At 34.1% G+C, this 23,603-nt stretch carries 23 protein-coding genes; 14 read left to right on the top strand and 9 right to left on the bottom strand.

The window, feature by feature from the left end:
* Window positions 1-38 precede the first annotated feature (38 nt).
* The 7 genes from ES674_RS15595 to ES674_RS09550 all read right to left on the bottom strand — a co-directional run bounded on the left by ES674_RS15595 (window position 39) and on the right by ES674_RS09550 (window position 9,459).
* Complete coding sequence (locus ES674_RS15595; protein WP_394348508.1) at window positions 39-263, bottom strand: glycosyl-4,4'-diaponeurosporenoate acyltransferase CrtO family protein; 225 nt, start codon at window positions 261-263, stop codon at window positions 39-41.
* 81 nt (window positions 264-344) lie between these two features.
* Window positions 345-821: a hypothetical protein gene (locus tag ES674_RS09520; protein ID WP_148403769.1), complete on the bottom strand. Its 477-nt coding sequence runs from the start codon at window positions 819-821 to the stop codon at window positions 345-347.
* Between the two features lie 15 nt (window positions 822-836).
* Window positions 837-1,781 carry a retropepsin-like aspartic protease gene (locus ES674_RS09525; protein ID WP_148403770.1) on the bottom strand — a complete coding sequence of 315 codons (945 nt, stop codon included), beginning with the start codon at window positions 1,779-1,781 and terminating at the stop codon, window positions 837-839.
* Window positions 1,782-1,966: 185 nt separating this feature from the next.
* Window positions 1,967-2,554 (bottom strand): hypothetical protein, encoded by a 588-nt coding sequence (locus ES674_RS09530; RefSeq protein WP_148403771.1) that lies wholly within the window; start codon window positions 2,552-2,554, stop codon window positions 1,967-1,969.
* Between the two features lie 1,548 nt (window positions 2,555-4,102).
* Window positions 4,103-4,771, bottom strand: a complete 669-nt coding sequence (locus tag ES674_RS09540) for a hypothetical protein (RefSeq protein WP_148403773.1) — start codon at window positions 4,769-4,771, stop codon at window positions 4,103-4,105.
* Between the two features lie 161 nt (window positions 4,772-4,932).
* Window positions 4,933-6,846, bottom strand: a complete 1,914-nt coding sequence (gene htpG / locus ES674_RS09545; protein WP_148403774.1) for a molecular chaperone HtpG — start codon at window positions 6,844-6,846, stop codon at window positions 4,933-4,935.
* A gap of 168 nt (window positions 6,847-7,014) precedes the next feature.
* Window positions 7,015-9,459 carry an alpha/beta hydrolase family protein gene (locus ES674_RS09550; protein WP_148403775.1) on the bottom strand — a complete coding sequence of 815 codons (2,445 nt, stop codon included), beginning with the start codon at window positions 9,457-9,459 and terminating at the stop codon, window positions 7,015-7,017.
* 217 nt (window positions 9,460-9,676) lie between these two features.
* Here ES674_RS09550 and ES674_RS09555 point away from each other — a divergent pair, with 217 nt between their 5' ends.
* Window positions 9,677-10,690 carry a 3-oxoacyl-ACP synthase III family protein gene (locus ES674_RS09555; protein ID WP_148403776.1) on the top strand — a complete coding sequence of 338 codons (1,014 nt, stop codon included), beginning with the start codon at window positions 9,677-9,679 and terminating at the stop codon, window positions 10,688-10,690.
* A gap of 485 nt (window positions 10,691-11,175) precedes the next feature.
* Window positions 11,176-11,538 carry a CoA-binding protein gene (locus ES674_RS09560; protein ID WP_148403777.1) on the top strand — a complete coding sequence of 121 codons (363 nt, stop codon included), beginning with the start codon at window positions 11,176-11,178 and terminating at the stop codon, window positions 11,536-11,538.
* Here ES674_RS09560 and ES674_RS09565 read toward each other — a convergent pair.
* Window positions 11,515-12,957 carry a sodium:solute symporter gene (locus ES674_RS09565; RefSeq protein ID WP_148403778.1) on the bottom strand — a complete coding sequence of 481 codons (1,443 nt, stop codon included), beginning with the start codon at window positions 12,955-12,957 and terminating at the stop codon, window positions 11,515-11,517. The genes ES674_RS09560 and ES674_RS09565 overlap by 24 nt on opposite strands.
* Window positions 12,958-13,036: 79 nt before the next feature.
* Between ES674_RS09565 and recR the strand changes: the two genes are divergently transcribed.
* The 3 genes from recR to ES674_RS09580 all read left to right on the top strand — a co-directional run bounded on the left by recR (window position 13,037) and on the right by ES674_RS09580 (window position 16,147).
* Window positions 13,037-13,654, top strand: a complete 618-nt coding sequence (recR, locus tag ES674_RS09570; RefSeq protein ID WP_148403779.1) for a recombination mediator RecR — start codon at window positions 13,037-13,039, stop codon at window positions 13,652-13,654.
* Window positions 13,655-13,658: 4 nt separating this feature from the next.
* Window positions 13,659-14,765: a glycosyltransferase family 2 protein gene (locus ES674_RS09575; RefSeq protein WP_148403780.1), complete on the top strand. Its 1,107-nt coding sequence runs from the start codon at window positions 13,659-13,661 to the stop codon at window positions 14,763-14,765.
* An 80-nt stretch (window positions 14,766-14,845) separates the two neighbouring features.
* Window positions 14,846-16,147, top strand: coding sequence for a dihydrolipoamide acetyltransferase family protein (locus tag ES674_RS09580; protein ID WP_148403781.1), 1,302 nt, complete (start codon window positions 14,846-14,848; stop codon window positions 16,145-16,147).
* 109 nt (window positions 16,148-16,256) lie between these two features.
* Here the strand turns inward: ES674_RS09580 and ES674_RS09585 are convergent, their stop codons facing one another.
* Window positions 16,257-16,802 (bottom strand): hypothetical protein, encoded by a 546-nt coding sequence (locus ES674_RS09585; protein ID WP_246126011.1) that lies wholly within the window; start codon window positions 16,800-16,802, stop codon window positions 16,257-16,259.
* A 330-nt stretch (window positions 16,803-17,132) separates the two neighbouring features.
* Here ES674_RS09585 and ES674_RS09590 point away from each other — a divergent pair, with 330 nt between their 5' ends.
* From ES674_RS09590 to rimO, 9 genes are all read left to right on the top strand, one after another.
* A complete protein-coding gene (locus ES674_RS09590) occupies window positions 17,133-17,906 on the top strand; it encodes a 3'-5' exonuclease (RefSeq protein WP_148403782.1) in 774 nt (257 codons plus the stop codon).
* Window positions 17,907-17,974: 68 nt separating this feature from the next.
* Entirely contained in the window at window positions 17,975-18,586 is a 612-nt protein-coding gene (locus ES674_RS09595) for a fumarylacetoacetate hydrolase family protein (RefSeq protein WP_148403783.1), read from the top strand.
* Complete coding sequence (locus tag ES674_RS09600) at window positions 18,587-18,928, top strand: Hpt domain-containing protein (RefSeq protein WP_148403784.1); 342 nt, start codon at window positions 18,587-18,589, stop codon at window positions 18,926-18,928.
* Window positions 18,928-20,175 (top strand): competence/damage-inducible protein A, encoded by a 1,248-nt coding sequence (locus ES674_RS09605; protein WP_148403785.1) that lies wholly within the window; start codon window positions 18,928-18,930, stop codon window positions 20,173-20,175. The genes ES674_RS09600 and ES674_RS09605 overlap by 1 nt, the downstream gene beginning before the upstream one ends.
* Before the next feature lie 101 nt (window positions 20,176-20,276).
* Entirely contained in the window at window positions 20,277-20,513 is a 237-nt protein-coding gene (gene rpmB, locus ES674_RS09610) for a 50S ribosomal protein L28 (RefSeq protein WP_148403786.1), read from the top strand.
* Window positions 20,514-20,541: 28 nt separating this feature from the next.
* Window positions 20,542-20,724, top strand: a complete 183-nt coding sequence (rpmG, locus tag ES674_RS09615; RefSeq protein WP_109307876.1) for a 50S ribosomal protein L33 — start codon at window positions 20,542-20,544, stop codon at window positions 20,722-20,724.
* A gap of 104 nt (window positions 20,725-20,828) precedes the next feature.
* Window positions 20,829-20,981, top strand: coding sequence for a DUF4295 domain-containing protein (locus ES674_RS09620; RefSeq protein ID WP_148403788.1), 153 nt, complete (start codon window positions 20,829-20,831; stop codon window positions 20,979-20,981).
* Between the two features lie 142 nt (window positions 20,982-21,123).
* The gene (gene ftsY / locus ES674_RS09625; RefSeq protein ID WP_148403790.1) at window positions 21,124-22,077 is read left to right on the top strand and encodes a signal recognition particle-docking protein FtsY; all 954 of its coding nucleotides are present in this window, start codon (window positions 21,124-21,126) and stop codon (window positions 22,075-22,077) included.
* Between the two features lie 139 nt (window positions 22,078-22,216).
* Complete coding sequence (gene rimO / locus ES674_RS09630) at window positions 22,217-23,524, top strand: 30S ribosomal protein S12 methylthiotransferase RimO (RefSeq protein ID WP_148403792.1); 1,308 nt, start codon at window positions 22,217-22,219, stop codon at window positions 23,522-23,524.
* Window positions 23,525-23,603 lie beyond the last annotated feature (79 nt).

Here is a 23,603-nt window from a genome sequence, read left to right on the forward strand (position 1 = left end):
ACCTGTTTGTTTTTTAAATAGGATGTGAGTAGGAATTTTTATTTGTTTTGAATGAGTTTATCCAGGCGTCTTTTGTTTTTCTGCTGTAATAAAGAAGGATATAAATTTATGATAATGTTCATGAGCATAATCATTAATCCAAATACATACTGGCCATAAATTAATATTACACATGCAAAAATGCCTACCAAAACAAATGCCATTACATGATTGCTTTCAATATGATGTGTGGGTTTTTGCTGAAATATAGAGATACTATAAATTAAATTTACGGAAAACTGATTTTAGATATTTGTAGGGTCTATAGGCGCTCCTTATTAGGCAAATATTTTAATTTAGAGAAATTACACCTTTTGGAGATTCAAATGTTTTGTGAAATTGTTTTGTAATCTATTTAATAAAAACATTCCTAAGAGATAAAAGAAAACGCCGACTGCTATTAAGATTAGTCCGAAAATGACGGTTTGTTTGCTTTGATCTGTTGATTGTGATACTATAATGGTAATGATGCCAATTAGAATAGTTAGAACGGGAAATGCTGCTATAACGGGGTTTGGTTTAACAGTTAACTTTACTAATGCGCCTGTTTTTGACTCTAATATTTCGCCTTCTAAATAAGCGGTTTTTCTTTTAAATTTTGGAACATACCAGGTTATATACGTCCATTTATCATAGGCTGTAAACTTATTTTGACTTGTAAATTCTCCAAGAAAGCTTAAGTTGGTTTGCTCAAAAACGTCTTCAATTTGTTGTTTTAAATTACTAGTACTCAAATTAGAGGTGTAATTTATATTTTTAGTATTCAGTATTCTTTTAATCATTTTCTATGAGCATATTTATTTCAAGATACTGTTTTCTTCATTTTCTATCAACTTTATTTTTTTATTTTTCCAATTTAAAATAACACGGTAATTTCGAAAAAAATCTAAACCAATCCTATGTCCTAAATAGTGTTCTGCATACACCTTTTCGTTTTTCAGAATAGCATTCCCAAATTCTATGTCTTTAATTATTCCGGTATACGATGCTTTTGTTTCCTCTTGTTTTCCATAGATTCCAATAACACCGTGAGTTTCCGATTTTGTAAAATCTGAAATTTCACCATTTTCTTTTTGCTTTTCAAATTCTGAAAATGGTATGACGATGCCGCCATTATAACCAAGATCTACCGGGAAATTCCAAACCTTTTTGCCATTTATTTTACAGGCAATAGAAGGTATGCCTGCATAACCTATAAACAGTTTGTTTTCAATTACTTTTTCAGGCAAGCTTAATTTTGATTCGTTGTCTGTTATGGTAATTTGATTTTTGTTGAAGTCCAAATCCCAAATGGCGTGTTGCATTAAATTGGAACCAATAAATCCGTCAATATTCAATGAAGACCAAACTGGTATAGAGTTAATATCATTGATTACGGCTGTTGTACCCATGAAGTTTATGGAACCAATTTCAATAGTATCTATTCTTGCATATTTGGTGATTTGCGATTTATTAAAAACATCATAAACTTGTACCGAATCAATAATTTTAAAATTTAAAGTTTCAGCAAGTTCCTTTGATACCACATTGGGTGCGCCTGTGTCCAATAGAAAATTATAATTTTTATTCTCTATTTTTACTTTTACAATTATAAATCCATCTTTTATTTCGAAAGGTAACGTGACTTTAAAGTTTTCTTCAGCAGTTTTTCCTTCTTTAAGATATTTTACGGCTTTACTAGTTGCACAGCTATTTATTAAAATACAAATGGTGAAATAAATAAGTGCTTTTGCTATTTTCATGTTTTACGTTTTTTTTTAATAAGAATACGTACGGCTTATAAGTTGCGGTTTTTTATATTATCCGTTGTTTGATTCAGGTATTAATTTAGCAAAACAATTTGAATAGAAACTAGCTTAATAAAGCTTCACTAATTTTATATTGAAGAAATACCACCCTATATCTTGTGATGGATGAACTCATTGTTTTAATCGGTGGAATTTATTTTATTTTTATTATCAAATCTAAATTCATCCAATTCTTTTAAGTCGGTCGCAATTTTTTGTCGCCATTCCTCTACTTTTTGGTCATTTCGACCGCTCTCGGTTTCTCTCATTAAATCAAGTCGCATTTCAGAGAACTCTTCCATAATGTCATTATTAATTTGATTTACAATGTCAAAACCTTTTGATATTAAACGTTTATCTTTTAAAACGCGCTTCCTAAATTTTCGAGCCTGGATTTCTGCAAGGTCAAATTGCAATTGTTGAAAGTCCATTTGTTTATCTATACCCGAAATTTTTGTAGTGTCTATCCAAGATGCATTTCCTAAAAATATATTTCCAATTTTTTGATTCAGATTTCGTTTCATAAAGTCAAATCCGCCAATTGCGTGCGAAATCATAAATTGACTAAAAACTGCGTCATTACTATTATCGCTAATTTTAATTTTAAAATCATCAATTGTCAGCTTTGTGTCTGAACTCCATCTCTTTTGTCCGTCTTGTAATTCTTGTCCGAAAGTGAAATTTAAACAAATAGCGCTTACTAAAATTCCTAAAATTATTCTATTCATTTTTTTTATCAACTTGCGGGCAACGTTAAGAGTATAAGAAAAGTTACGTGCTTATGAGCGAGGATTTTCCGAAGAAAAATTAGAAGCTAGCAACAAAGCAACTAACAATGGTTCAGCAAAAAATAGCCATTTTTTATTTACAATGTTGGCAACAATTTGTATTTTTTTATCATTACTCTCGGTTCAAATCTAGACATAAATTTATTGAAGTGTCTATTCCAGATAAACATCGGGAAATTTAGAAAGTAATATTCTGATTTTTATTTATTTCTTTATCAGTCGTTTATATCGATTCTGAAACGGTTTTTAAATCTGTTGCGACCTATAGTTAATTCTTTTTTAGAATTCTAGAAATTCAAGATATTTACCCATTTTAAAAGAAATATTATTAAAACTGTAATAGCGGCACTAGTGTACAATGAGCTTTGCCAGAAATACAGTTTGCTTGTCCAAGTTTTCCACATCTTTTCCCCAAATTGTTTTTTGACATACCCATTAAGACTTTTATAATAAAGGAAATTTATTATTAAAAAAATTGTTATCGCTATTGTTATTATCCAAATTTTTTCCATTAATAGAATTTTTAATAATTATGATGGTAAATTGTTGCCAACGGTAAGTGTATGAAATGTGCGAGTTTGCGTCCGAGGATTTTCCGCAGGAAAATCGGAAGGTAGCAAACGCACATTTACACTTGATTAGGGACTAAAGTAAGCATTTTTTATACACTATGTTGGCAACCGTTTATTTTTAAAAAACCAAACGCTTGGATTGGGTTTGAAGCCAGTCGGCAGTTTATAATCGGTTTTTTAGTTTTATTAAATCGACAGAATTGAGCGCAACAGTGGTAAGTCGGAAGCACGAAATGTTCCGTAACAGTGATAAATCGGAAGAATAGAGTGAGAGTTTTTATAGAAATTTTTGCCGTACAGCAATGGTTGCCAACGGTCTGTGTATGATAAGTGCGTGTTTACGTCCGAGGATTTTCCGCAGGAAAATCGGAAGGTAGTAAACACGCAACTACCATAAAGTTAAGCACCAAAGTAAGCATTTTTTATACACCTTGTTACCTACAGTAGTTTTTCATTTTTTCTAACATAAAAATCAAAAAAAAACGAGAACATAAACTGGGCGAAAAACGGCTATTTAAACGAATCGTAAACGTGCTCAAATCGGCGTAATATTCCGTTACAGTGGCAGGTCGAAAGTCGTAATAAATAGCGCAACAGTGATAAATCACAAGGGAATCAGGTTTAATAAATCACAAGTTTTTTTCGTTTGAGTGAGATCAGATTTGCCGTCTAATTTTGCGTAAGAGTGGTGGGTTTTTATTGCGTTACGTTATTGTAGGTAACGTCTCTGTATATGGCTCGTAGCGTGCAAATTAAACAATTAGTTTCGGATGAAGCACGAGCCGAATTTTTAAATTTTTCTTATTATCTTTTTTTACTAATAAGCCAAATTTAAAAATTTGGCGGACTCGCAAATATGCCTTGACTTCGATTAAACAACTACCTAGCTATGAGCTATATACGTTGTTACCTACAGTTATTTCCGCAATGCTTTTTCAATTCGGTTTCTTGCTTGCAATGGACTTAACTTTAATTTTATCATTTCTATGGCAATTAATTCGGCTGTAATTCCGCTACCATAAATATCGCCAGTTTTTGTTTCTTTATATAGTTCTACAGTTTGAATATTTTCTTTAATATCCTCAAAAATCTCTACTGCTTGTTCGTTCGTTATTTCATAATTCGTTTCCAAATCTGTGAGAAACGATTCGGTATAATATGTAAATCCGAATTTGTCTTTTAAAAGCTCGGAATTTAAGTCAATTTTTGTAATAGAATCAAGTGTATATTTTGTTGTTTCATTAACAATCTTTAATTTTTTGTCAGTTAATTTTTCTAATCCAAGAATCTTATATCTGTCTTCTGGAATCGGATTTGTCGTTAATGGTATAGAATCAATTCTTTCGATTTTGAGTATTTTTTGATTTCCAAATATTTTGCTTTCCAAAACCACAAACCTTTTTCTGTTGTTTGATGAACATTTAAAATCAGGACGACATTTAAATTCATAAATTGTATCATTACTCCGCTTTATTCCGAAAAGTTCTGTTCCGTTAACAAAATAATATTTTTCATTTAGCAAACTTTGTGCAAAAATAAAGTTGAATAAAAAGATTGATATTAATGTTAGCAGGATTTTTTTCATAATTGTAGGTAACGTATGTATATAGCTAATGGTGTATATACATCTATTATATATACACCAAATCTAACAAATTAAAATAACTTGTTGTAGGCGTAACATTATTCCAAAAAAAAACCACTTCCTTAAAGAAGTGGTTCTGATTTTAAATCAATTTTTTGGGCTTATTTTAAAAGCTCATAACTGCGTTTAATGAAGTTTGTTAACTCTTCACCTTTTAATAAACCTTGAGATAATCGTGCTAAATCTAAACTTTGCGTGATTAAACGTTCTTGTTTTTTCTTGGTTTTAGTTTCTAAAATTTCGCTTACTAAAGCAGAATTCGTATTCACCACCAAATTATACATTTCTGGCATATGGCCCATTCCAAACATACCGCCGCCGCCGCCGGTCTGTTGCATTTCTTTCATACGTCGCATAAATTCTGGCTGCGTAATCATAAATGGTGATGCATCACTATCCATAGCTTCTAATTGTACCATGAATTTTTCGGAAGGAATAACTTCTTTTAATAAATCTTCTAAAGTTACTTTTTCTTCATCGGATAATTTTGAAATCTTCTCTTCGTCCGTTTTAACTAAATTATCAACGTGATCGGCATCTACACGTGCAAATGTGATGTTTTCTTTACTAGATTCTAGCTTCTGCATTAAATGCGAAACAATTGGCGAATCTAATAACAACACTTCAAAACCTTTAGCTCTAGCTGCTTCAATATAACTATGCTGTCCGTCTTTATTAGAAGCGTATAGAATAACTAGCTTTCCGTCTTTATCGGTTTGCTTGTCTTTTATGGCTTCGACTAATTCGTCATAAGTAAAATATTTACCGTCAACAGTTGGGTATAAAGCGAACGCATCTGCTTTTTCGAAGAATTTATCTTCAGAAAGCATACCGTATTCAATAACAATTTTAATATCGTCCCATTTCTTCTCAAAATCTTCACGGTTGTTGTTGAATAATGATTTCAACTTATCAGCCACTTTACGCGTAATGTAAGAGGAGATTTTCTTCACTGCACCATCGGCTTGCAAATAACTACGCGACACGTTTAATGGAATGTCTGGAGAATCTATAACACCACGTAACATGGTTAAGAATTCAGGAACAATACCTTCTACATTATCGGTAACATATACCTGATTTTGGTACAGTTGAATTTTATCTTTCTGAACATTTAAATCGTTCGTCATTTTAGGGAAATACAAGATTCCCGTTAAGTTAAATGGATAATCTACATTTAAATGAATGTGAAATAACGGCTCTTCAAACTGCATTGGGTATAACTCGCGGTAAAAGCTGTTATAATCTTTTGCCTCCAAATCTGCTGGTAATTTGGTCCAAGCTGGATTTGGGTTATTGATAATATTATCTACCGTTACTTTTTTATGAGGCTCGGTTGTTTCCTTACCATCTTTATCAGTTGTTGTCGCTGGTGTAAATTCAGGATCGTTTATTTCTTTGGTTCCAAATTTAATTGGAATAGGCATAAACTTATTATATTTTAATAATAATTCACGAATGCGTGCTTCTTCTAAAAACTCGGTAGAATCTTCAGCTATATGAAGAATAATCTCGGTTCCACGATCTGTTTTGTCTGCTGCTTCTAAAGTAAATTCTGGCGAACCGTCGCAAGTCCAATGTGCTGCTGGTTCGTCTTTATAAGATTTGGTGATGATTTCTACTTTTTCAGCAACCATAAATGCCGAATAGAAACCTAAACCAAAATGACCGATAATTCCAGAATCTTTAGCCGAATCTTTATACTTGTCTAAAAACTCTTCAGCACCTGAAAAAGCAACTTGGTTAATATATTTTTCAACCTCGTCCGCCGTCATCCCTAAACCCTGATCAATAATGTGCAATTTCTTACCTTTTTTATCGATTTTAACTTCAATTTTTGGGTTGCCATATTCTACGGCGACCTCACCAATACTGGTAAGATGCTTTAATTTTAAAGTCGCATCGGTTCCATTACTAATTAATTCACGTAAAAATATTTCGTGATCACTGTATAAAAACTTTTTAATCAGCGGGAAGATATTCTCTACCGATACATTAATACTACCTTTTGCCATAATTCTATTTGTTTAAATTCCTGCGTAAGCAGGAATCTCATTATTCAACTTATTTGAGTTGTGATAGTCAAAAAAAGTACCAACTGTTAAAACGTGACAAACTGACAATTTTATGTATAAAAAAATGCCATTCCTTTCAGAATGGCATTTTAAAAATAGATGTTTTGATTAATTTTTTAAAGTTGCTTCTTTCTTTTCAACAACCGGTTTATTCTTTACATAGGTTTCCAACCATTCATCTTGCTCCCAAAGCATGTGTAAAATGGATTCTTTAGCAGAATACCCGTGACTTTCGCGTGGCAACATCACCAAACGAACTGGCGCACCCAATCCTTTTAAAGCATTAAAATAACGCTCACTTTGCAATGGATAAGTTCCCGAATTATTATCGGCTTCACCATGAATTAGTAATAAAGGTGTTTTCATTTTTTCAGCATGCATAAAAGGGGACATGGTATTGTAAACTTCTGGCGCTTCCCAATAATTACGTTCTTCACTTTGGAAACCAAAAGGCGTTAAGGTTCTGTTGTAGGCGCCACTTCTAGCAATTCCTGCTGCAAATAAATCAGAATGAGCTAGTAAATTGGCTGTCATAAAAGCGCCATAACTGTGGCCACCAACGGCAACACGGTTTCTATCTATATAACCCAAACCATCAACAGCATCAATTGCTGCTTTTGCATTGCCAACTAATTGCTTTATAAAGGTATCGTTTGGTTGATCATCGCCTTCACCAATAATTGGGAAAGCGGCATCATCCAGAACCACATAGCCTCTAGTTACCCAATAAATTGGCGAACCGTAATTTGGATAGGTGAATTCATTAGAACTAGATGTGTTTTGACCAGCACTATTTTTGTCTTTAAACTCACGCGGATAGGCCCATAAAATCATTGGGTATTTTTTAGCTTTCTCATAATTGGTTGGTAAATATAGGGTTCCAGATAAATCCAAACCATCATCACGTTTATAGGTAATAACTTCTTTTTTCACATTTTGAATGCTCTTAAAAGGATTTTCAAAAGTGGTTAAAGGCGTTAAACTATTTTTCTTTTTAATATTTCGGATGTAGTAATTTGGAAATTCGTTTTTAGATTCTATTCGAACCAAAAATGTACCGTCTTTCGCATTTAAAGCCGAACTGATGCTTTCTACTTTATCCGTTAATTTAGATTGATATAAGCGTTTGGTTTCTTTCGTTTCCAAATTCATTTCATCTACAAAGGGAAATTTTCCAGCATCGCTATAACCATCACCAATTAAATAGGTTTTGTTATCTGCAACATCTAAAACATATTCATTAAAATCGTTTTTAGTGGAAACAAAACTTCCTGGATTGCTGTAAACATCTTGGTAATTTCTATCAAATAAAACCGTTGGTTCTTGATTCGGATTTGAGGGATTAAAAACATAAGTGCGAGAATTTCTGGTATTCCACCAAGAATCATAAACAATAGCAATATTATCTGTTCCCCAAGTAATGCCGCTAAAACGGTCTTTGGTTTTTAAAAGTGACGTTACTTTGCCGTTGAAAGGTGCATCTTGCTGAAAAACTTCATCACGAAATGGTACCACATTTTCAGGATCGCCACCATCTAAAACTTCAGCCCAATAAAGCGTTGCCGGTTTATCATTTCGCCAGTTTAGGTCGCGCATTCCAGTGCGTTCTGCCATAAATCCTTGAGGTAAATCTTCAATTAAAGGAACTTCAAGCATGGTTTTTACTAAATCGCCAGTCGCAGTATAAACGGTAGTTGCTGATGGAAACCTAGAATACGGAACCAAATACGAAAACGGTTTATTGATAGTTAAAACCATCGCGTAATTGCCATCTGGTGAAAAGGACATACCACGATACATATCTGCCGATTTCCATATACTGGCATTTCCGTCAAGTGAAACTTTATATAATTCTGATTGCGCCAATTGTTCAAAATTATGCTCGTCGTTAGGATTTTTAAGTAAATCTTGATAGGTACGGTTTTGTGCTTTTACGCCTGCTTCACTCACCGAAATTATTGGGCCTGTTGGCACCGCTTCTTTGGTGTTAATTAAGGCTTTTCTGTTTTTAGGAAGCATTTTTACTAGAAGTGCATCGCTATTTTTAAACCAAACAGCTGGATTGCCCATATTGGCATTTAAGTTGGAATCGGTTATTTTTTTAGCGGTTCCTTTTACAATATCTAAAACCCATAATTCAACACCGGTAGAAATTGTATTGGTAAAACTCATGTGCTTTTGGTTTGGCGACCATGAGAAATTAGCATAACGCCCATTTTCTGGTAAACCTGAAATAGCTTTTGGATTGCCTTTTTTGTCATTCTTGACTTCTAGATTAGTGTAATAGGTAGTTCGACTTCCAATATTGGTTACTGGATTAATACGTAAACCACCCAAGCGCATTTCGGTTTCCGAAAGTTCTTCAATGGTTTTATAAGCGCTTCGGTACAGAAACACAATGTTTTCACCTTGACTATCCATACGAATACTTGGCGCTAAAGGCGCTTCAGCTAATTCCAAAACATTTTTGTGTGGCTTTTGATAGGTGAGATTTTCTTGGGAAAAGCCTGAAATTAAAAATAAAAAAAGGAAACAGTTTAATAATGATTTCATAATAAAGAGGTGTTTTTTAAGAAGTGAAAGATAACGAAAACAATTTTGTAAGATAAGCCGATTTCGATATAGAATCACCTGTTTATTATGCGTGCATAACGAATGCAATTATGTTTTGAAAACTCTTATCTAGGAAATAGCTAAATTGCACAGATTAATCATGCGATTTCCGCCCAACAGTTTTCGGGATTTGGAAATTGAAAACAAATAATTTTCAATGTATAATTCTAAAATAATCGGTTTAGGCCATTATGTGCCTGACAATGTGGTGACCAATGACGATCTATCAAAAATGATGGATACCAACGACGCTTGGATTCAAGAACGAACTGGAATAAAGGAACGTCGCTGGGCAATTCATGGAGACGGTGATACTACGGCAACAATGGGCGTTAAAGCTGCAAAAATAGCTATTGAACGCGCGGGAATTGATAAAGATGATATCGATTTTATCGTATTTGCAACCTTAAGTCCTGATATGTATTTTCCGGGTCCTGGTGTTCAAGTGCAGCACGCTTTAGATATTAAAACTGTTGGTGCTTTAGATATTAGAAACCAATGTTCAGGTTTTATTTACGCACTTTCTGTGGCCGATAATTTTATTAAAACCGGCATGTATAAAAACGTTTTGGTTATTGGTAGCGAATTACATTCCCATGGATTAGATAAAACAACGCGTGGTCGTGGTGTTACCGTTATTTTTGGTGATGGTGCTGGTGCAGCTGTTTTAAGTCGTGAAGAAGATAATAGCAAAGGTATTTTATCTACACATTTACATTCACAAGGAGAACATGCTGAGGAGTTGGTTTTGGTTGCGCCAGGAATGGGGAACCGTTGGGTGAATGATATTTTAGCTGATAAAAATCCAGAGGAAGATGAAAGTTATTTCCCGCATATGAATGGTCAGTTTGTTTTCAAAAATGCTGTTGTTCGTTTTAGCGAAGTGATTATGGAAGGTCTGGAAAAAAACAATTTGGCAGTCGAGGATATTGATATGTTGATTCCGCATCAAGCCAATTTGCGTATTTCACAGTTTATTCAAAAACGTTTTAAATTGAATGACGATCAGGTTTTTAATAACATTCAGAAATACGGTAATACAACAGCTGCTTCCATTCCAATTGCTTTAACCGAAGCGTGGGAGGAAGGCAAAATTAAAGAAGGTGATACCGTTGTATTAGCTGCTTTTGGTAGTGGTTTTACTTGGGGAAGTGTTATTATTAAGTGGTAAATTCCTGCCTGCGCAGGAAATCGAAGATTCAGCGAAACTAATCTTTAAACAAATAAACCCGAAACAATCATGTTTCGGGTTTTCCATTAATAATATAATCGTCATTCAATATGTAATAAATTCAATCTCAAACTTCCTTAATAAAAAAACCCGAAACATTGCTGCATCGGGTTTTCTCCTATTAACCAATTTAACTAACACTAAACTATTAACTAGTTTAAATAATTACTTAAAACTTATCACTTACATATATAGACGAAGAAAAGTATATTTTATTTCAAACCTTAACACTTTTAACGTTCATTTAACAGAGTAACGCGAAAACCCAAGGCAAATTACCTTGGGTTTTCTGTATTTAATAGTCAGACATTAACACTAACCATCAACTATTACGCAGACTATTAAATATTTGTTATTATCAATATAGACGAGTACATTTGGGAAACGTTACGGTAAATTTCAAGTTTAACGCTAAATTAACAAGGATGAATAAAAAAACATTAGTAATGGGTGCGTCATTAAAAGCCAATCGGTATTCCAATATCGCTATTAATAGGCTGGTAAGTCATCAGCACGAAGTTCTTGCTTACGGCTTGCGCGCTGGAAACGTTTCAGGTGTTACAATTGATACGGAATTAAAGCCATATTCAGAAATTGACACGGTGACTTTATACCTAAATCCACAGCGCCAAGTGGAATATTACGATTATATCATTTCTTTAAAACCAGAGCGTGTTATTTTTAATCCAGGAACAGAAAATCCTGAATTTTATAAATTATTAGACGCCGCTAATATTGAAAGTGAAGTGGCTTGCACTTTGGTTTTACTTTCTACGAATCAGTATTAATCCTAAAAAGGTTAATAAGCCGTTTACAATTAAAATTTCGAAACCAATCTTATAGCCGTTGAATAATTCGGCAGAATATTCATTAATGATATAAGAAAGTATGGGAGCGATAATGGCAACAATCCACACATATTTGTCTTTCAGTTGGGCTTTAGTTAAAATTCCGAAAGCGAATAATCCTAATAAAGGTCCATAGGTATATCCAGCGGCTTTAAACAATTCCCAAATAACCGATACATCTTTAAATAAGGTATCAAAAACAATAATAACAGCCACTAAAACGCCACTTACCAATATGTGAACGCGTTTCCTGATTTTTTTACGCTGTGCTTCTGGCTTGTTTTCAATTTCTATAATATCAATACAAACTGAAGTGGTTAAGGCCGTCAACGCCGAATCGGCACTAGAATAGGCCGCAGCAATTAATCCAAGAATAAAAAATGCGGAGGTTAAAATCCCAATTTCAGGAAGCATGGCAATGGTTGGAAATAAATCATCTTTATCTGCCGTGATACCATGTTGCTGGGCGTATTGCGTCAACATTAAGCCTAAAGCTAAAAATAGAATATTCACAAAAATCAAGACGATACTAAAAACAACCATGTTTTTCTGTGCATCTTTTAAATTTCTGCAGGTTAGGTTTTTCTGCATCATATCCTGATCCAAACCTGTCATAGTAATGGTAATAAACATGCCGGCTAAAAAGCTTTTTATGAAGAATTGCGCATCATTAGAATCATCAAAAAAGAAAACCTTACTCATGGCATTATCTTTCACGTTGTGATAAACTTCTGAAACACCATTTAAATCCAAAGCAGATGCTAAAAAGGAAATAGTAACCACTACAGAAACCAACATAAAAAGTGTCTGTAACGTATCCGTGAAAATAATCGTTTTCATGCCACCTTTAAACGTGTACAACCAAATGAGTGCAATAGTAAGTACAACAGTTACCGGAAAAGGCATTCCTAAATTATCAAACACTAATAACTGTAATACTTTAGCAACTAGAAATAATCTAAAAGCGGCACCAACGGTTCTTGAAATTAAAAAAGCAACCGAACCCGTTTTGTAACTCGTATTTCCAAATCGTTCCCGTAAATACGTGTAGATGGATGTTAAATTCATCTTATAATACATGGGCAGGAGCACATAAGCAATTACGAGATACCCAAAAAAGTAACCAAAAACCACTTGTAAGTAGCCAAATTGTTTGGTTTCCACAGCGCCGGGAACGGAGATAAAGGTAACACCTGATAAGGAAGCGCCAATCATTCCAAAAGCCACCAAATACCAAGGCGCTGATTTGTTAGCTTTAAAAAAAGCATCATTGGAATCCTCTTGTCCTGTAAAATAGGAGATCAGAATTAATACAACAAAATAGGCGGCAATTAATAAGATAATTTGCGTTGGGCTCATAAGGGTTTTAAATGTGCAGCAAAATACAAATTACCATTGTATATGCAATTCTTAAATGTAAAATCGTAAATTCGCCGCTATGGAATTTTCATCGAAACTTTTAGAGAAAGCCGTTAACGAAATGTCGCAATTACCAGGAATTGGTAAACGTACGGCCTTGCGTTTGGTATTGCATTTGCTGAATCAACCTGAAAATCAAACCTTTCAGTTGGTGGATGCATTAAAAACGATGCGTTCAGATATTAAATTTTGTAAAAGTTGTCATAATATTAGTGATGTTGATATTTGCGAAATCTGCGCGAATCCCAATCGGATTAGCGAAGTTATTTGCGTCGTTGAAGATATTCGCGATGTTATGGCTATTGAAAACACCAGTTCTTTTAAAGGATTATATCATGTTTTGGGTGGTAAAATTTCACCTATGGATGGCATCGGTCCACAGGATTTGAATATTCAGACCTTGGTTGAAAAAGTAAAAAAAGGAGATGTGAAAGAACTTATTTTTGCATTAGGGTCCACTATGGAAGGGGATACCACCAACTTTTATATTTACCGACAAATTCAAGAATATCATGTGATGACATCTACTATCGCCAGAGGTATTTCGGTAGGAAATGAATTAGAATATACAGATGAAATTACCCTGGGAAGAAGTATTATTAACCGAATTCCTTTTGAAGCATCCCTAAAATCGTAAGTATTTGAAGTTATCTGTCATTATATTAAATTATAACGTTCGTTATTTTTTAGAACTCTGTTTAAAAAGCGTTGAAAAATCGCTTGTTGGTTTATATGCCGAAATTATTGTGGTTGATAATCAGTCGGCCGACGCTAGTTGTGACATGGTTAAGGAGTCATTCCCAAATGTGATATTAATTGAAAACCCATCAAACGCTGGTTTTTCAAAAGGAAATAATTTAGGCGTTAAAATAGCACAAGGTGAATATTTATGTATTCTAAATCCAGATACCATTGTTGCTGAAGATACCTTTAAAATCCTTTTAGATTTTGCAGATAAACAAGACAAATTAGGTATTGTTGGTTGTAGATTGATGGATGGTACTGGTAAATTTCTTCCGGAAAGTAAGCGCAATGTTCCAAAACCAGCAGTAGCACTTAAAAAGTTATTAGGGAATCCAGATTCTTATTATGCCAATCAAATTGGTGAATATGAAATTGGTGAAGCACCTATTTTTGTTGGCGCCTTTATGTTGCTTAAAAAAGCCGTTTATGATGCCGTTGGTGGTTTTGATGAAGACTATTTTATGTATGGTGAAGATATTGATTTGTCTTACAAAGTTTTAAAAGCTGGATACACCAATTATTATAATGGATCCACAACAATTGTTCATTATAAAGGTGAAAGCACACTGAAAGACGCCAATTACGCCAAGCGATTTTATGGGGCGATGCAAATTTTTTATAAAAAACATTTCAGAAGTAATATTATATTTAATGGTATTGTTTGGCTAGGAATTCGCGGCGCTTATATGATGCGCTCTGAACCAGAGGTGGTTTCAAATAAACATCAATCTTACGTTTTTTATACACAAGAAACGTCTCATATTTTAGAAACGCTTGTAGATAAACCTATCACATTGCGAAGCAAAGTAGAGGCTGTTGATCCGTTTACAGAGGTTATCTTTGATGCCAACAGTTTAAGTTATAAAGCAATTTTTCAATATATTACCGTATTAAAAGGGAGTGAGGGTATTTCGTTTAAAATTCTTCCCAACGGTTCAAACTTTATTATTGGAAGTAATTGTTCCAAAAATCGAGGTGAAATACAAGTATTAACAAAGATTTAATTAATAAAACTGCAATGAAATTGATGATTTTTCATTAATTTTGCAGTCGAAATTTAAAAACATAGAGTTTAGTTACAGATATGGCAAAATTTGAATTAAAACTCCCGAAAATGGGAGAAAGTGTAGCAGAAGCAACCATTACATCTTGGTTAAAAGAAGTAGGTGATACGATTGAAGCGGACGAAGCAGTTCTTGAAATTGCAACGGATAAAGTGGATAGTGAAGTGCCTAGTGAAGTAGATGGTGTATTAGTTGAGGTGTTATTTAACGTGGACGATGTGGTTCAAGTTGGACAAACAATTGCTATTATAGAAATAGCTGGCGATTCAGCATCTGCGCCAACAACAGCACCTGCAAAAGAATCGGCTGCAGTAGCAGAGGTTTCTAAAACAGTAACGGCGGCTCAAGAAGCGGCAGCGCCTGTAGAATCATCAGACGATCGTTTTTATTCACCATTGGTGAAAAACATCGCTGCTAAAGAAGGCATTGATCAAAGTGAATTGGATGCTATTTCAGGAACCGGTAAAGACGGTCGTGTAACTAAAAACGATATTCTTGCTCATATAGAAAATCGTGCTTCAGCTCCAAAAGTGATGTTTACAGAACAGCCTAAACAACAAGAAGCGCCAAAACAAGCAGAGAAACCAAAAGCAGCTCCAATAGTCGCTTCGGGTGATGATGAAATAATTGAAATGACCAGAATGGGCAAATTAATTGCACATCACATGGTAGAATCGGTACAGAAATCAGCTCACGTTCAAAGTTTTATTGAAGCTGATGTAACGAAAATATGGAATTGGCGTAAAAAAGTAAAAGATGGTTTCATGAAACGTGAAGGTGAAAATTTAACCTTTACACCCATTTTTATGGAAGCTATCGCTAAAGCGTTACGTGATTTCCCAATGATGAATATTTCCTTACAAGGTGATACCATCATTAAAAAGAAACATATCAATTTAGGAATGGCAGCCTCTTTAGGTAATGGCGATTTAATTGTTCCTGTTATTAAAGATGCGGATCAGCTTAATTTAATTGGGATGACTAAAAAGGTAAATGATTTAGCTAACAGAGCTAGATTGAACCAATTGAAGCCAGATGATATTCAAGGAGGAACGTATACGGTTACAAACGTTGGAACTTTTGGTAGTATCATGGGAACTCCAATTATTAATCAGCCGCAAGTGGGTATTTTAGCATTAGGTGCTATTAGAAAAGTTCCTGCTGTAATAGAAACGCCAGAAGGTGATTTTATAGGTATCCGTTATAAAATGTTCTTATCGCATTCTTATGACCACCGTGTTGTAAATGGTGCTTTAGGAGGCCAATTTGTAAAAGCAGTAAAAGATTATTTAGAAGCTTGGGACTCTAATCGCGAGATTTAACAAATCCCTTTGCATTCCGACAGCTATCGGGAGGAATCTCAATTATACATAAAAAGCACAATCGGAAGATTGTGCTTTTTTTTTGTCTTTGTTATTTTGAAATATGTCGTTAAGAAATTTCTTTTTGCAGTATCGGCCTAAACTTCATTTTACGTTTCCAATATAAAATATAGAAGGTTCCTATTAAAGTGGGTGCTAACCAAGCAAAAAAACTTTTACTGCCAGCGCCTGCAATTAAGAAAGCAGTAATAGATGCTATTAAAGCGCCATTCATTTTCCCTAAATGTGTTATAAGCCAAGCATTTTTAGTTATTCTTGGATTTTTGTAAAATCTGAAATCATTTATGGTTAATAGCATACCAAAACCACCAAAGAATAAATACAGAATACTAAAATTATTGCCATTAGTGGCATCGTAGATACCAACAACAATCATAATAATTGTAAAGATCATCATTAGGGTAGATATGGTAAAATCGGTCCAATCAGCTTCTATTTTCTTTTTAAATGTTAAAGCACTATTTCCGGCTAAAACCAAGTAAATGGTAAATAAGCCGATTAAAAATAGAAATAAATTCTCGTGATTAGGCAAACTAGAAATGGGAATTGAAATTAAAGAACTACCAATCATTCCTATCGAGAATAATTTGCCCAATTGTTAAAGTAGTTTACTTCCTTTTGTTACAATGGCGCTTCCAATTCCTGTTATTAAACCGATTCCGCCTAAAAAAGCATGTACGTAAATGGCAATTTTAATATAGTATTCCATGATTTTATAGTGATTTTATAAGACGAAAGTCGAATAAAAGTTTAGGTTATGGAATTTTATAAGTGTCAATTGTTTTATTTTGAGGATGAATTGTTGATTAAAAGAACTTGTGTACATTTTTAAAATTTCAAAAGAAATACTTTTAGTCCATTGCAATCTTTTACTGCTTTCCGTTTAATTGTAATTATCTTTTTATCTTTGTACAAAATAAAAATCATGAAACTTAATCTTACAAAACCCATTTGTTTTTTCGATTTGGAGACAACAGGAATCAGCATCACAGCAGATAGAATTGTGGAAATTGCCATTCTTAAAGTGCATCCAAATGGGAAAGAAGAATCAACACGTTGGTTGGTTAATCCGGAAATGCCTATCCCGAAAGAGGTAACGGCCATTCATGGGATAACGGATGCGGATGTGGCAGATGCGCCAATTTTTAAGGAATTGGCTAAAGAGATTCATGCTATTATAAAAGATTCTGATTTAGGAGGTTTTAATTCCAACCGATTTGATATTCCGCTTCTTGCTGAAGAAATGTTACGTGCTGATATCGATTTTGATATGAAAAATCGGGTTTCTGTTGATGTGCAAACTATTTTTCATAAAATGGAACAACGTACTTTGGGTGCTGCCTATAAATTTTATTGTAATGAAACTTTAGAAGGTGCGCATACAGCTGAAGCGGATACCAAGGCAACTTACCAGGTGCTAAAAGCACAAATAGCTAAATATGACGAGTTGGAAAATGATACGAAGTTTTTAGCGGAATTCAGCTCGCGTAAAAAATTCGCGGATTTTGCTGGCTTTATTTCTTATAATAAACAGAATGAAGAATGCTTTGCTTTTGGAAAACATAAAGGTGAATTAGTAACCGATGTTCTAGATAGCGAACCCGGTTATTTTGGCTGGTTATTAAATGCCGATTTCCCGTTGTATACCAAAAAAGTGCTGACAGCTATTAAGTTAAGGGCTTTTAATAATAAAATTTAAATAGTTTTCAGTCGCAGTCGCAGTCGCAGGAAACAACTTAACAGCTCAACAACAAAATACCTACGCTAATGAAACTCATTTGTATCGGTCGAAATTATACAGACCACATTAAAGAGTTGGAAAATGAAAGACCAACCGATCCTGTCGTGTTTCTAAAACCAGACACGGCTATTTTATTAAAAAAACAGCCGTTTTTTATTCCTGATTTCTCAAATGATGTGCATCATGAAGTTGAGGTTTTGGTGAAAATTAATAAAGTTGGCAAGCATATCGATCAGAAATTTGCTCATAAATATTATGACGAAATTGGGTTGGGAATTGATTTTACAGCGCGCGATTTACAGACCAAATTAAAAGAAAAGGGCTTGCCTTGGGAGAAAGCCAAAGCTTTTGATGGCGCTGCGGTTATAGGTCGTTGGTTACCGAAAACGCAATTTGAAAATCTCGATAACGTAAACTTTTCTTTAAAAAAGAACGATTATTTGGTTCAAAATGGAAATACTAGTCACATGCTCTGGAAAATTGATGCGTTAATAGAATATATCTCAAAATATTTTACTTTAAAGATTGGAGATGTTATATTTACGGGAACTCCTGCTGGAGTAGGAAGAGTAGAACCAAATGATCAACTAACAGGATTTATAGAAAACCAACAATTATTTTCAATAACAGTAAAATAAATGGAAAAGCATTACAAATTATTCCGAGTACGCGAATTAGCGGATGGCGATGAAGAGTTTGTAGCCACATTAGCGGCTGCATTTTTAGAAGAAGTTCCTGAAGATTTAGAGCGTCTTAAAATAGCAGTTGCCAAGAATGATTATTATTCGGCTTATCAGGCTGCACACAAAATGAAACCAACCATAGATTTGTTTGAGTTGGGAGTTTTAGATGAACTAATTGAGGTTCAAGATTGGGGTAAATTGGAGAAATCAGATACAGACGTTTCCAGTAAGTTAGCTTCAGTTGTTAAAGCTATTGATGATACAGTGGACGAAATTAAATCTGATTTCAATCTATAATGCAAGCAGAAATAATTACCATTGGTGATGAAATTCTTATAGGGCAAATTGTTGATACCAATTCAGCTTATATTAGTAAAGCGCTGAATAAAATTGGGGTTTCAGTATACCAAATAACTTCAGTTCAGGATGATATAAATCATATTACCAAATCCATGAAGGAGGCGGAAGAAAACGCCGATATCATTATTCTTACTGGCGGTTTAGGTCCAACAAAAGATGATATTACCAAAAGAACAATCTGCGATTATTTTGGCGATTCGCTCGTTCAAAGCGATGCTGTTTTGGACAATATTAAACACATTTGGAAAACCTATATTAATAAGTCACTTTCACAAGTAAATATTGATCAAGCATTGGTGCCGTCTCAGGCTAAAGTGCTCATGAATAAATACGGAAGTGCTCCTGGAATGTGGTTAGAAAGAAACGGAAAAGTTTTTATTTCTCTGCCTGGTGTTCCCTATGAAATGAAGGCTTTGATAGATGATACCGTTATTCCAAAATTGCGAAAAACCTATAAATTTCCATTTATTCAACATGTTACTATTTTAACCTATGGTTTGGGAGAAAGTTTGTTGGCTGAACGTATTGAATCTTGGGAGGATAATCTTCCAGATTTCATAAAATTAGCCTATTTACCAGGATTAGGTCGTGTGCGATTGCGTTTATCAGCGAAGGCGAATGATAAAAAAATGGTAGAAGCTGAAATGGAAGCGCAAGTAAAAGCATTGTTGCCCCAAATTGAAGATATTTTCGTTGGTTTTGAAACAGACGAATCCATTGAAGCCGTAATTGGAAAGCATTTAACAGCATTAGGGAAAACCGTTTGTACAGCGGAAAGTTGCACGGGTGGCAAAATTGCGCAATCGTTTACGGTTCATGCAGGCGCTTCCAAATATTTTAAAGGCAGTGTGGTGAGCTATGCTACGGAAGCTAAAATTGATATTTTAAAGGTTCCTGAAGCACTTATTAAAGAATATTCTGTAGTTAGTGGTCCGGTTGCAGAAGACATGGCTAAAAAGGCGCTTAAACTATTTAAAACGGATTATGCTATTGCCACTACGGGAAATGCAGGACCTGATAAAGGCGATTCAAATGCAGAAGTAGGAACTGTTTTTATTGCTATTGCCACAAAAGAAACGGTGTATTCGGAAAAATTTGAGCTTGGAAATCACCGGACTAAAGTGATAATGAAAGCGGTAAATAAAGCCTTCGAAATGCTTCAAAAAGAAATTTTAAAAAAGTAACGATTTTAGTTGCTTGATATTATAAAGATTTACTAAATTTGCAGCCTGTTTTGAAACGTCTGTTTTAAAATAGTCGAAATAACACTTTTAAAGATAGAACAATGTCAAGAGTTTGTGAACTTACAGGAAAGAAAGCCATGGTTGGAAACAACGTGTCTCACGCAATGAACAGAACAAAGCGTAAATTTGATGCAAATCTAATTAAGAAACGTTTTTATATTCCAGAAGAAGATAAGTGGGTAACCTTAAAAGTTGCTACATCAACATTAAAGACTATTAACAAAATCGGTATTACAGCGGCTTTGAAACAAGCGAGAGTAAAAGGGTTTATCAAGTAATAGTCTTATTTATAAAATATAGAGTACAATGGCAAAAAAAGGTAACAGAATACAGGTAATACTTGAGTGCACGGAGCACAAAGAGTCTGGTCAACCAGGAACTTCAAGATACATTACAACAAAAAACAAAAAGAACACACCAGATAGAATGGAGATTAAGAAATTTAATCCTATTCTTAAGAAAATGACTGTTCATAAAGAAATTAAGTAAGTAATATCTCGAATTTTTTAATTTAGGGTTTTACGAAAGCAAATTTCAAATAACAAAAATCATAGCATTTTCACGTGGTGAGAATGTCTTAAAAAGCATTTAACATGGCAAAGAAATCAGTAGCATCATTACAAACAGGATCTAAAAGATTAACAAAAGCTATCAAAATGGTAAAATCTCAAAAAACGGGATCTTATACATTTATTGAAGCTGTTATGGCTCCAGAATTTGTGGGTGATTGGTTAGATAAACACTAGTTTTCTAACGCTTAAAAATATTCAAGCTGCTTTCGGTATACGTAAGCGGCTTTTTGTTTTATCTTTATAAGCTAATGACAAGAGGGCAGTTCGTTAATTTGGGCAAGGCTTTTGGTATTCATTTGTATAGAAATTAAGAACCATGAGTTTTTTTAAAAAAATATTTTCTTCAGAAAAAAAGGAAACCTTAAATAAAGGTTTAGAGAAATCTAAATATACATTTTTAGGTAAGTTAAGTAAGGCCGTAGCGGGAAAATCGAAAGTAGACGATGAAGTTCTCGATAATCTGGAAGAAATTCTTGTAAGTAGTGATGTTGGCGTTGACACGACTTTAAAAATAATTAAACGTATTGAAGCGCGGGTTGCTAAAGATAAATATTTAGGAACGGATGAATTAAATGTCATTCTTCGCGAAGAAATTGCGGGCCTTTTAAGTGAAACCAATTCGGGTGAAGAAACTGAATATACTATTCCTGCCGGTAAAAAACCTTATGTTTTAATGGTTGTTGGTGTTAATGGTGTTGGTAAAACAACGACTATTGGTAAACTAGCATATCAATTTAAAAAACAAGGTTTAAACGTGGTTTTAGGTGCAGCCGATACCTTTAGGGCAGCCGCTATTGAACAGCTTCAAGTATGGGCTGATCGGGTTGATGTCCCTATGATTCGTCAAGATATGGGGTCAGATCCTGCTTCTGTAGCTTTTGATGCATTACAATCTGGTGTCAACCAAAATGCAGATGTTATTATTATTGATACTGCTGGACGTTTACATAACAAAGTCAATTTAATGAATGAGTTGACCAAAGTGAAACGCGTTATGCAAAAAGTAATTGGTGATGCCCCTCATGATGTGCTGTTAGTTTTAGATGGTTCAACAGGTCAAAACGCCTTTGAACAAGCTAAACAATTTACAGCAGCTACTGAAGTAACATCGTTAGCAGTTACTAAATTAGATGGTACTGCCAAAGGAGGTGTTTTAATTGGTATTTCAGATCAATTTAAAATTCCTGTTAAATATATTGGAGTAGGAGAAGGCATTGAGGATTTGCAAGTTTTTAATAAATATGAGTTTGTAGATTCCTTTTTTAAATAGACCGCAATTATTCACATAAAAAATAATAAAAGACTTCAATTTGATTGAGGTCTTTTTGTTTCCAAACATATTGTATATTTGCAGCCTGTAAAAAAGTAGATATTAATTAAATAGATTCCCGTTTTTTAGGGAAACGCATATGAGAACAAAGTCGCTTAAAAAGAATAGAATCAACGTAGTAACACTTGGCTGTAGTAAAAATGTTTACGATAGCGAAGTTTTAATGGGCCAGCTTAAAGCTAGCGGAAAAGACGTGGTGCATGAAGAAGAAGGCAATGTAGTTGTTATTAATACCTGCGGATTTATTAATAATGCTAAAGAAGAAAGTATCAACACCATTCTAGAATTCATGCAGAAAAAAGAGGCTGGTGAAGTTGATAAAGTATTTGTTACCGGTTGTTTAAGTGAACGCTACAAACCGGATTTAATGAAGGAAATTCCGAATGTAGATCAGTATTTTGGTACTACGGAATTACCAGCTTTATTAAAAGCTTTGGGTGCCGATTATAAGCACGAATTAATAGGTGAACGTTTAACAACAACACCGAAAAACTATGCCTATTTAAAAATTGCTGAAGGTTGTGATCGGCCTTGTAGTTTTTGTGCTATTCCACTTATGCGTGGAAAACACAAGAGTACGCCAATTGAAAATTTAGTAACGGAGGCTGAAAAACTTGCAGCTAACGGTGTTAAAGAATTAATATTAATTGCTCAAGATTTAACCTATTACGGACTTGATTTATACAAAAAACGAAATTTAGCAGAGCTTCTTGAAGCTTTGGTTAAAGTAGACGGTATAGAATGGATTCGTTTGCATTATGCCTTTCCAACAGGATTTCCAATGGATGTATTGGATGTTATGAAACGCGAGCCGAAAGTGTGTAATTATTTAGATATTCCATTACAACATATTTCCGACGAAATCTTAAAAAGTATGCGTCGTGGAACTACGAACGAGAAAACGACCAAGCTTTTGAAGGAATTTAGACAAGCGGTTCCAGAAATGACTATCAGAACCACATTAATTGTGGGTTATCCTGGTGAAACGGAAGCTCATTTTCAAGAATTAAAAGACTGGGTTAAAGCTATGCGCTTTGAACGTTTAGGCTGTTTTACTTATAGTCATGAAGAAAACACACATGCTTTTAATTTGGTGGATGATGTTCCCGAAGATGTGAAGCAAGAACGTGCGAATGAGATTATGGAAATTCAATCGCAAATTTCGTGGGAATTAAATCAAGCGAAAATCGGTCAGGAATTCAAAGTGGTTATCGATAGAAAAGAAGGTGAATATTTTGTAGGTCGTACGGAATATGATTCGCCAGATGTAGATAATGAAGTGTTAATTGAAGCTTCAAAAACCTATCTAAAAACGGGTGAATTTGCAAACGTGATTATCACAGAAGCATCAGATTTTGATTTGTATGCTGAAGTGGTAAAGGCATAAGACTAATAGATAAAGTTAAACGCTCCCATATTATTGGGAGCGTTTTTTTTTTAGTTATATGTCACATAACACATTCGTA

It is taken from the genome of Bizionia myxarmorum (genome assembly GCF_008086205.1).
Taxonomy (GTDB): Bacteria; Bacteroidota; Bacteroidia; order Flavobacteriales; family Flavobacteriaceae; genus Algorimicrobium; species Algorimicrobium myxarmorum.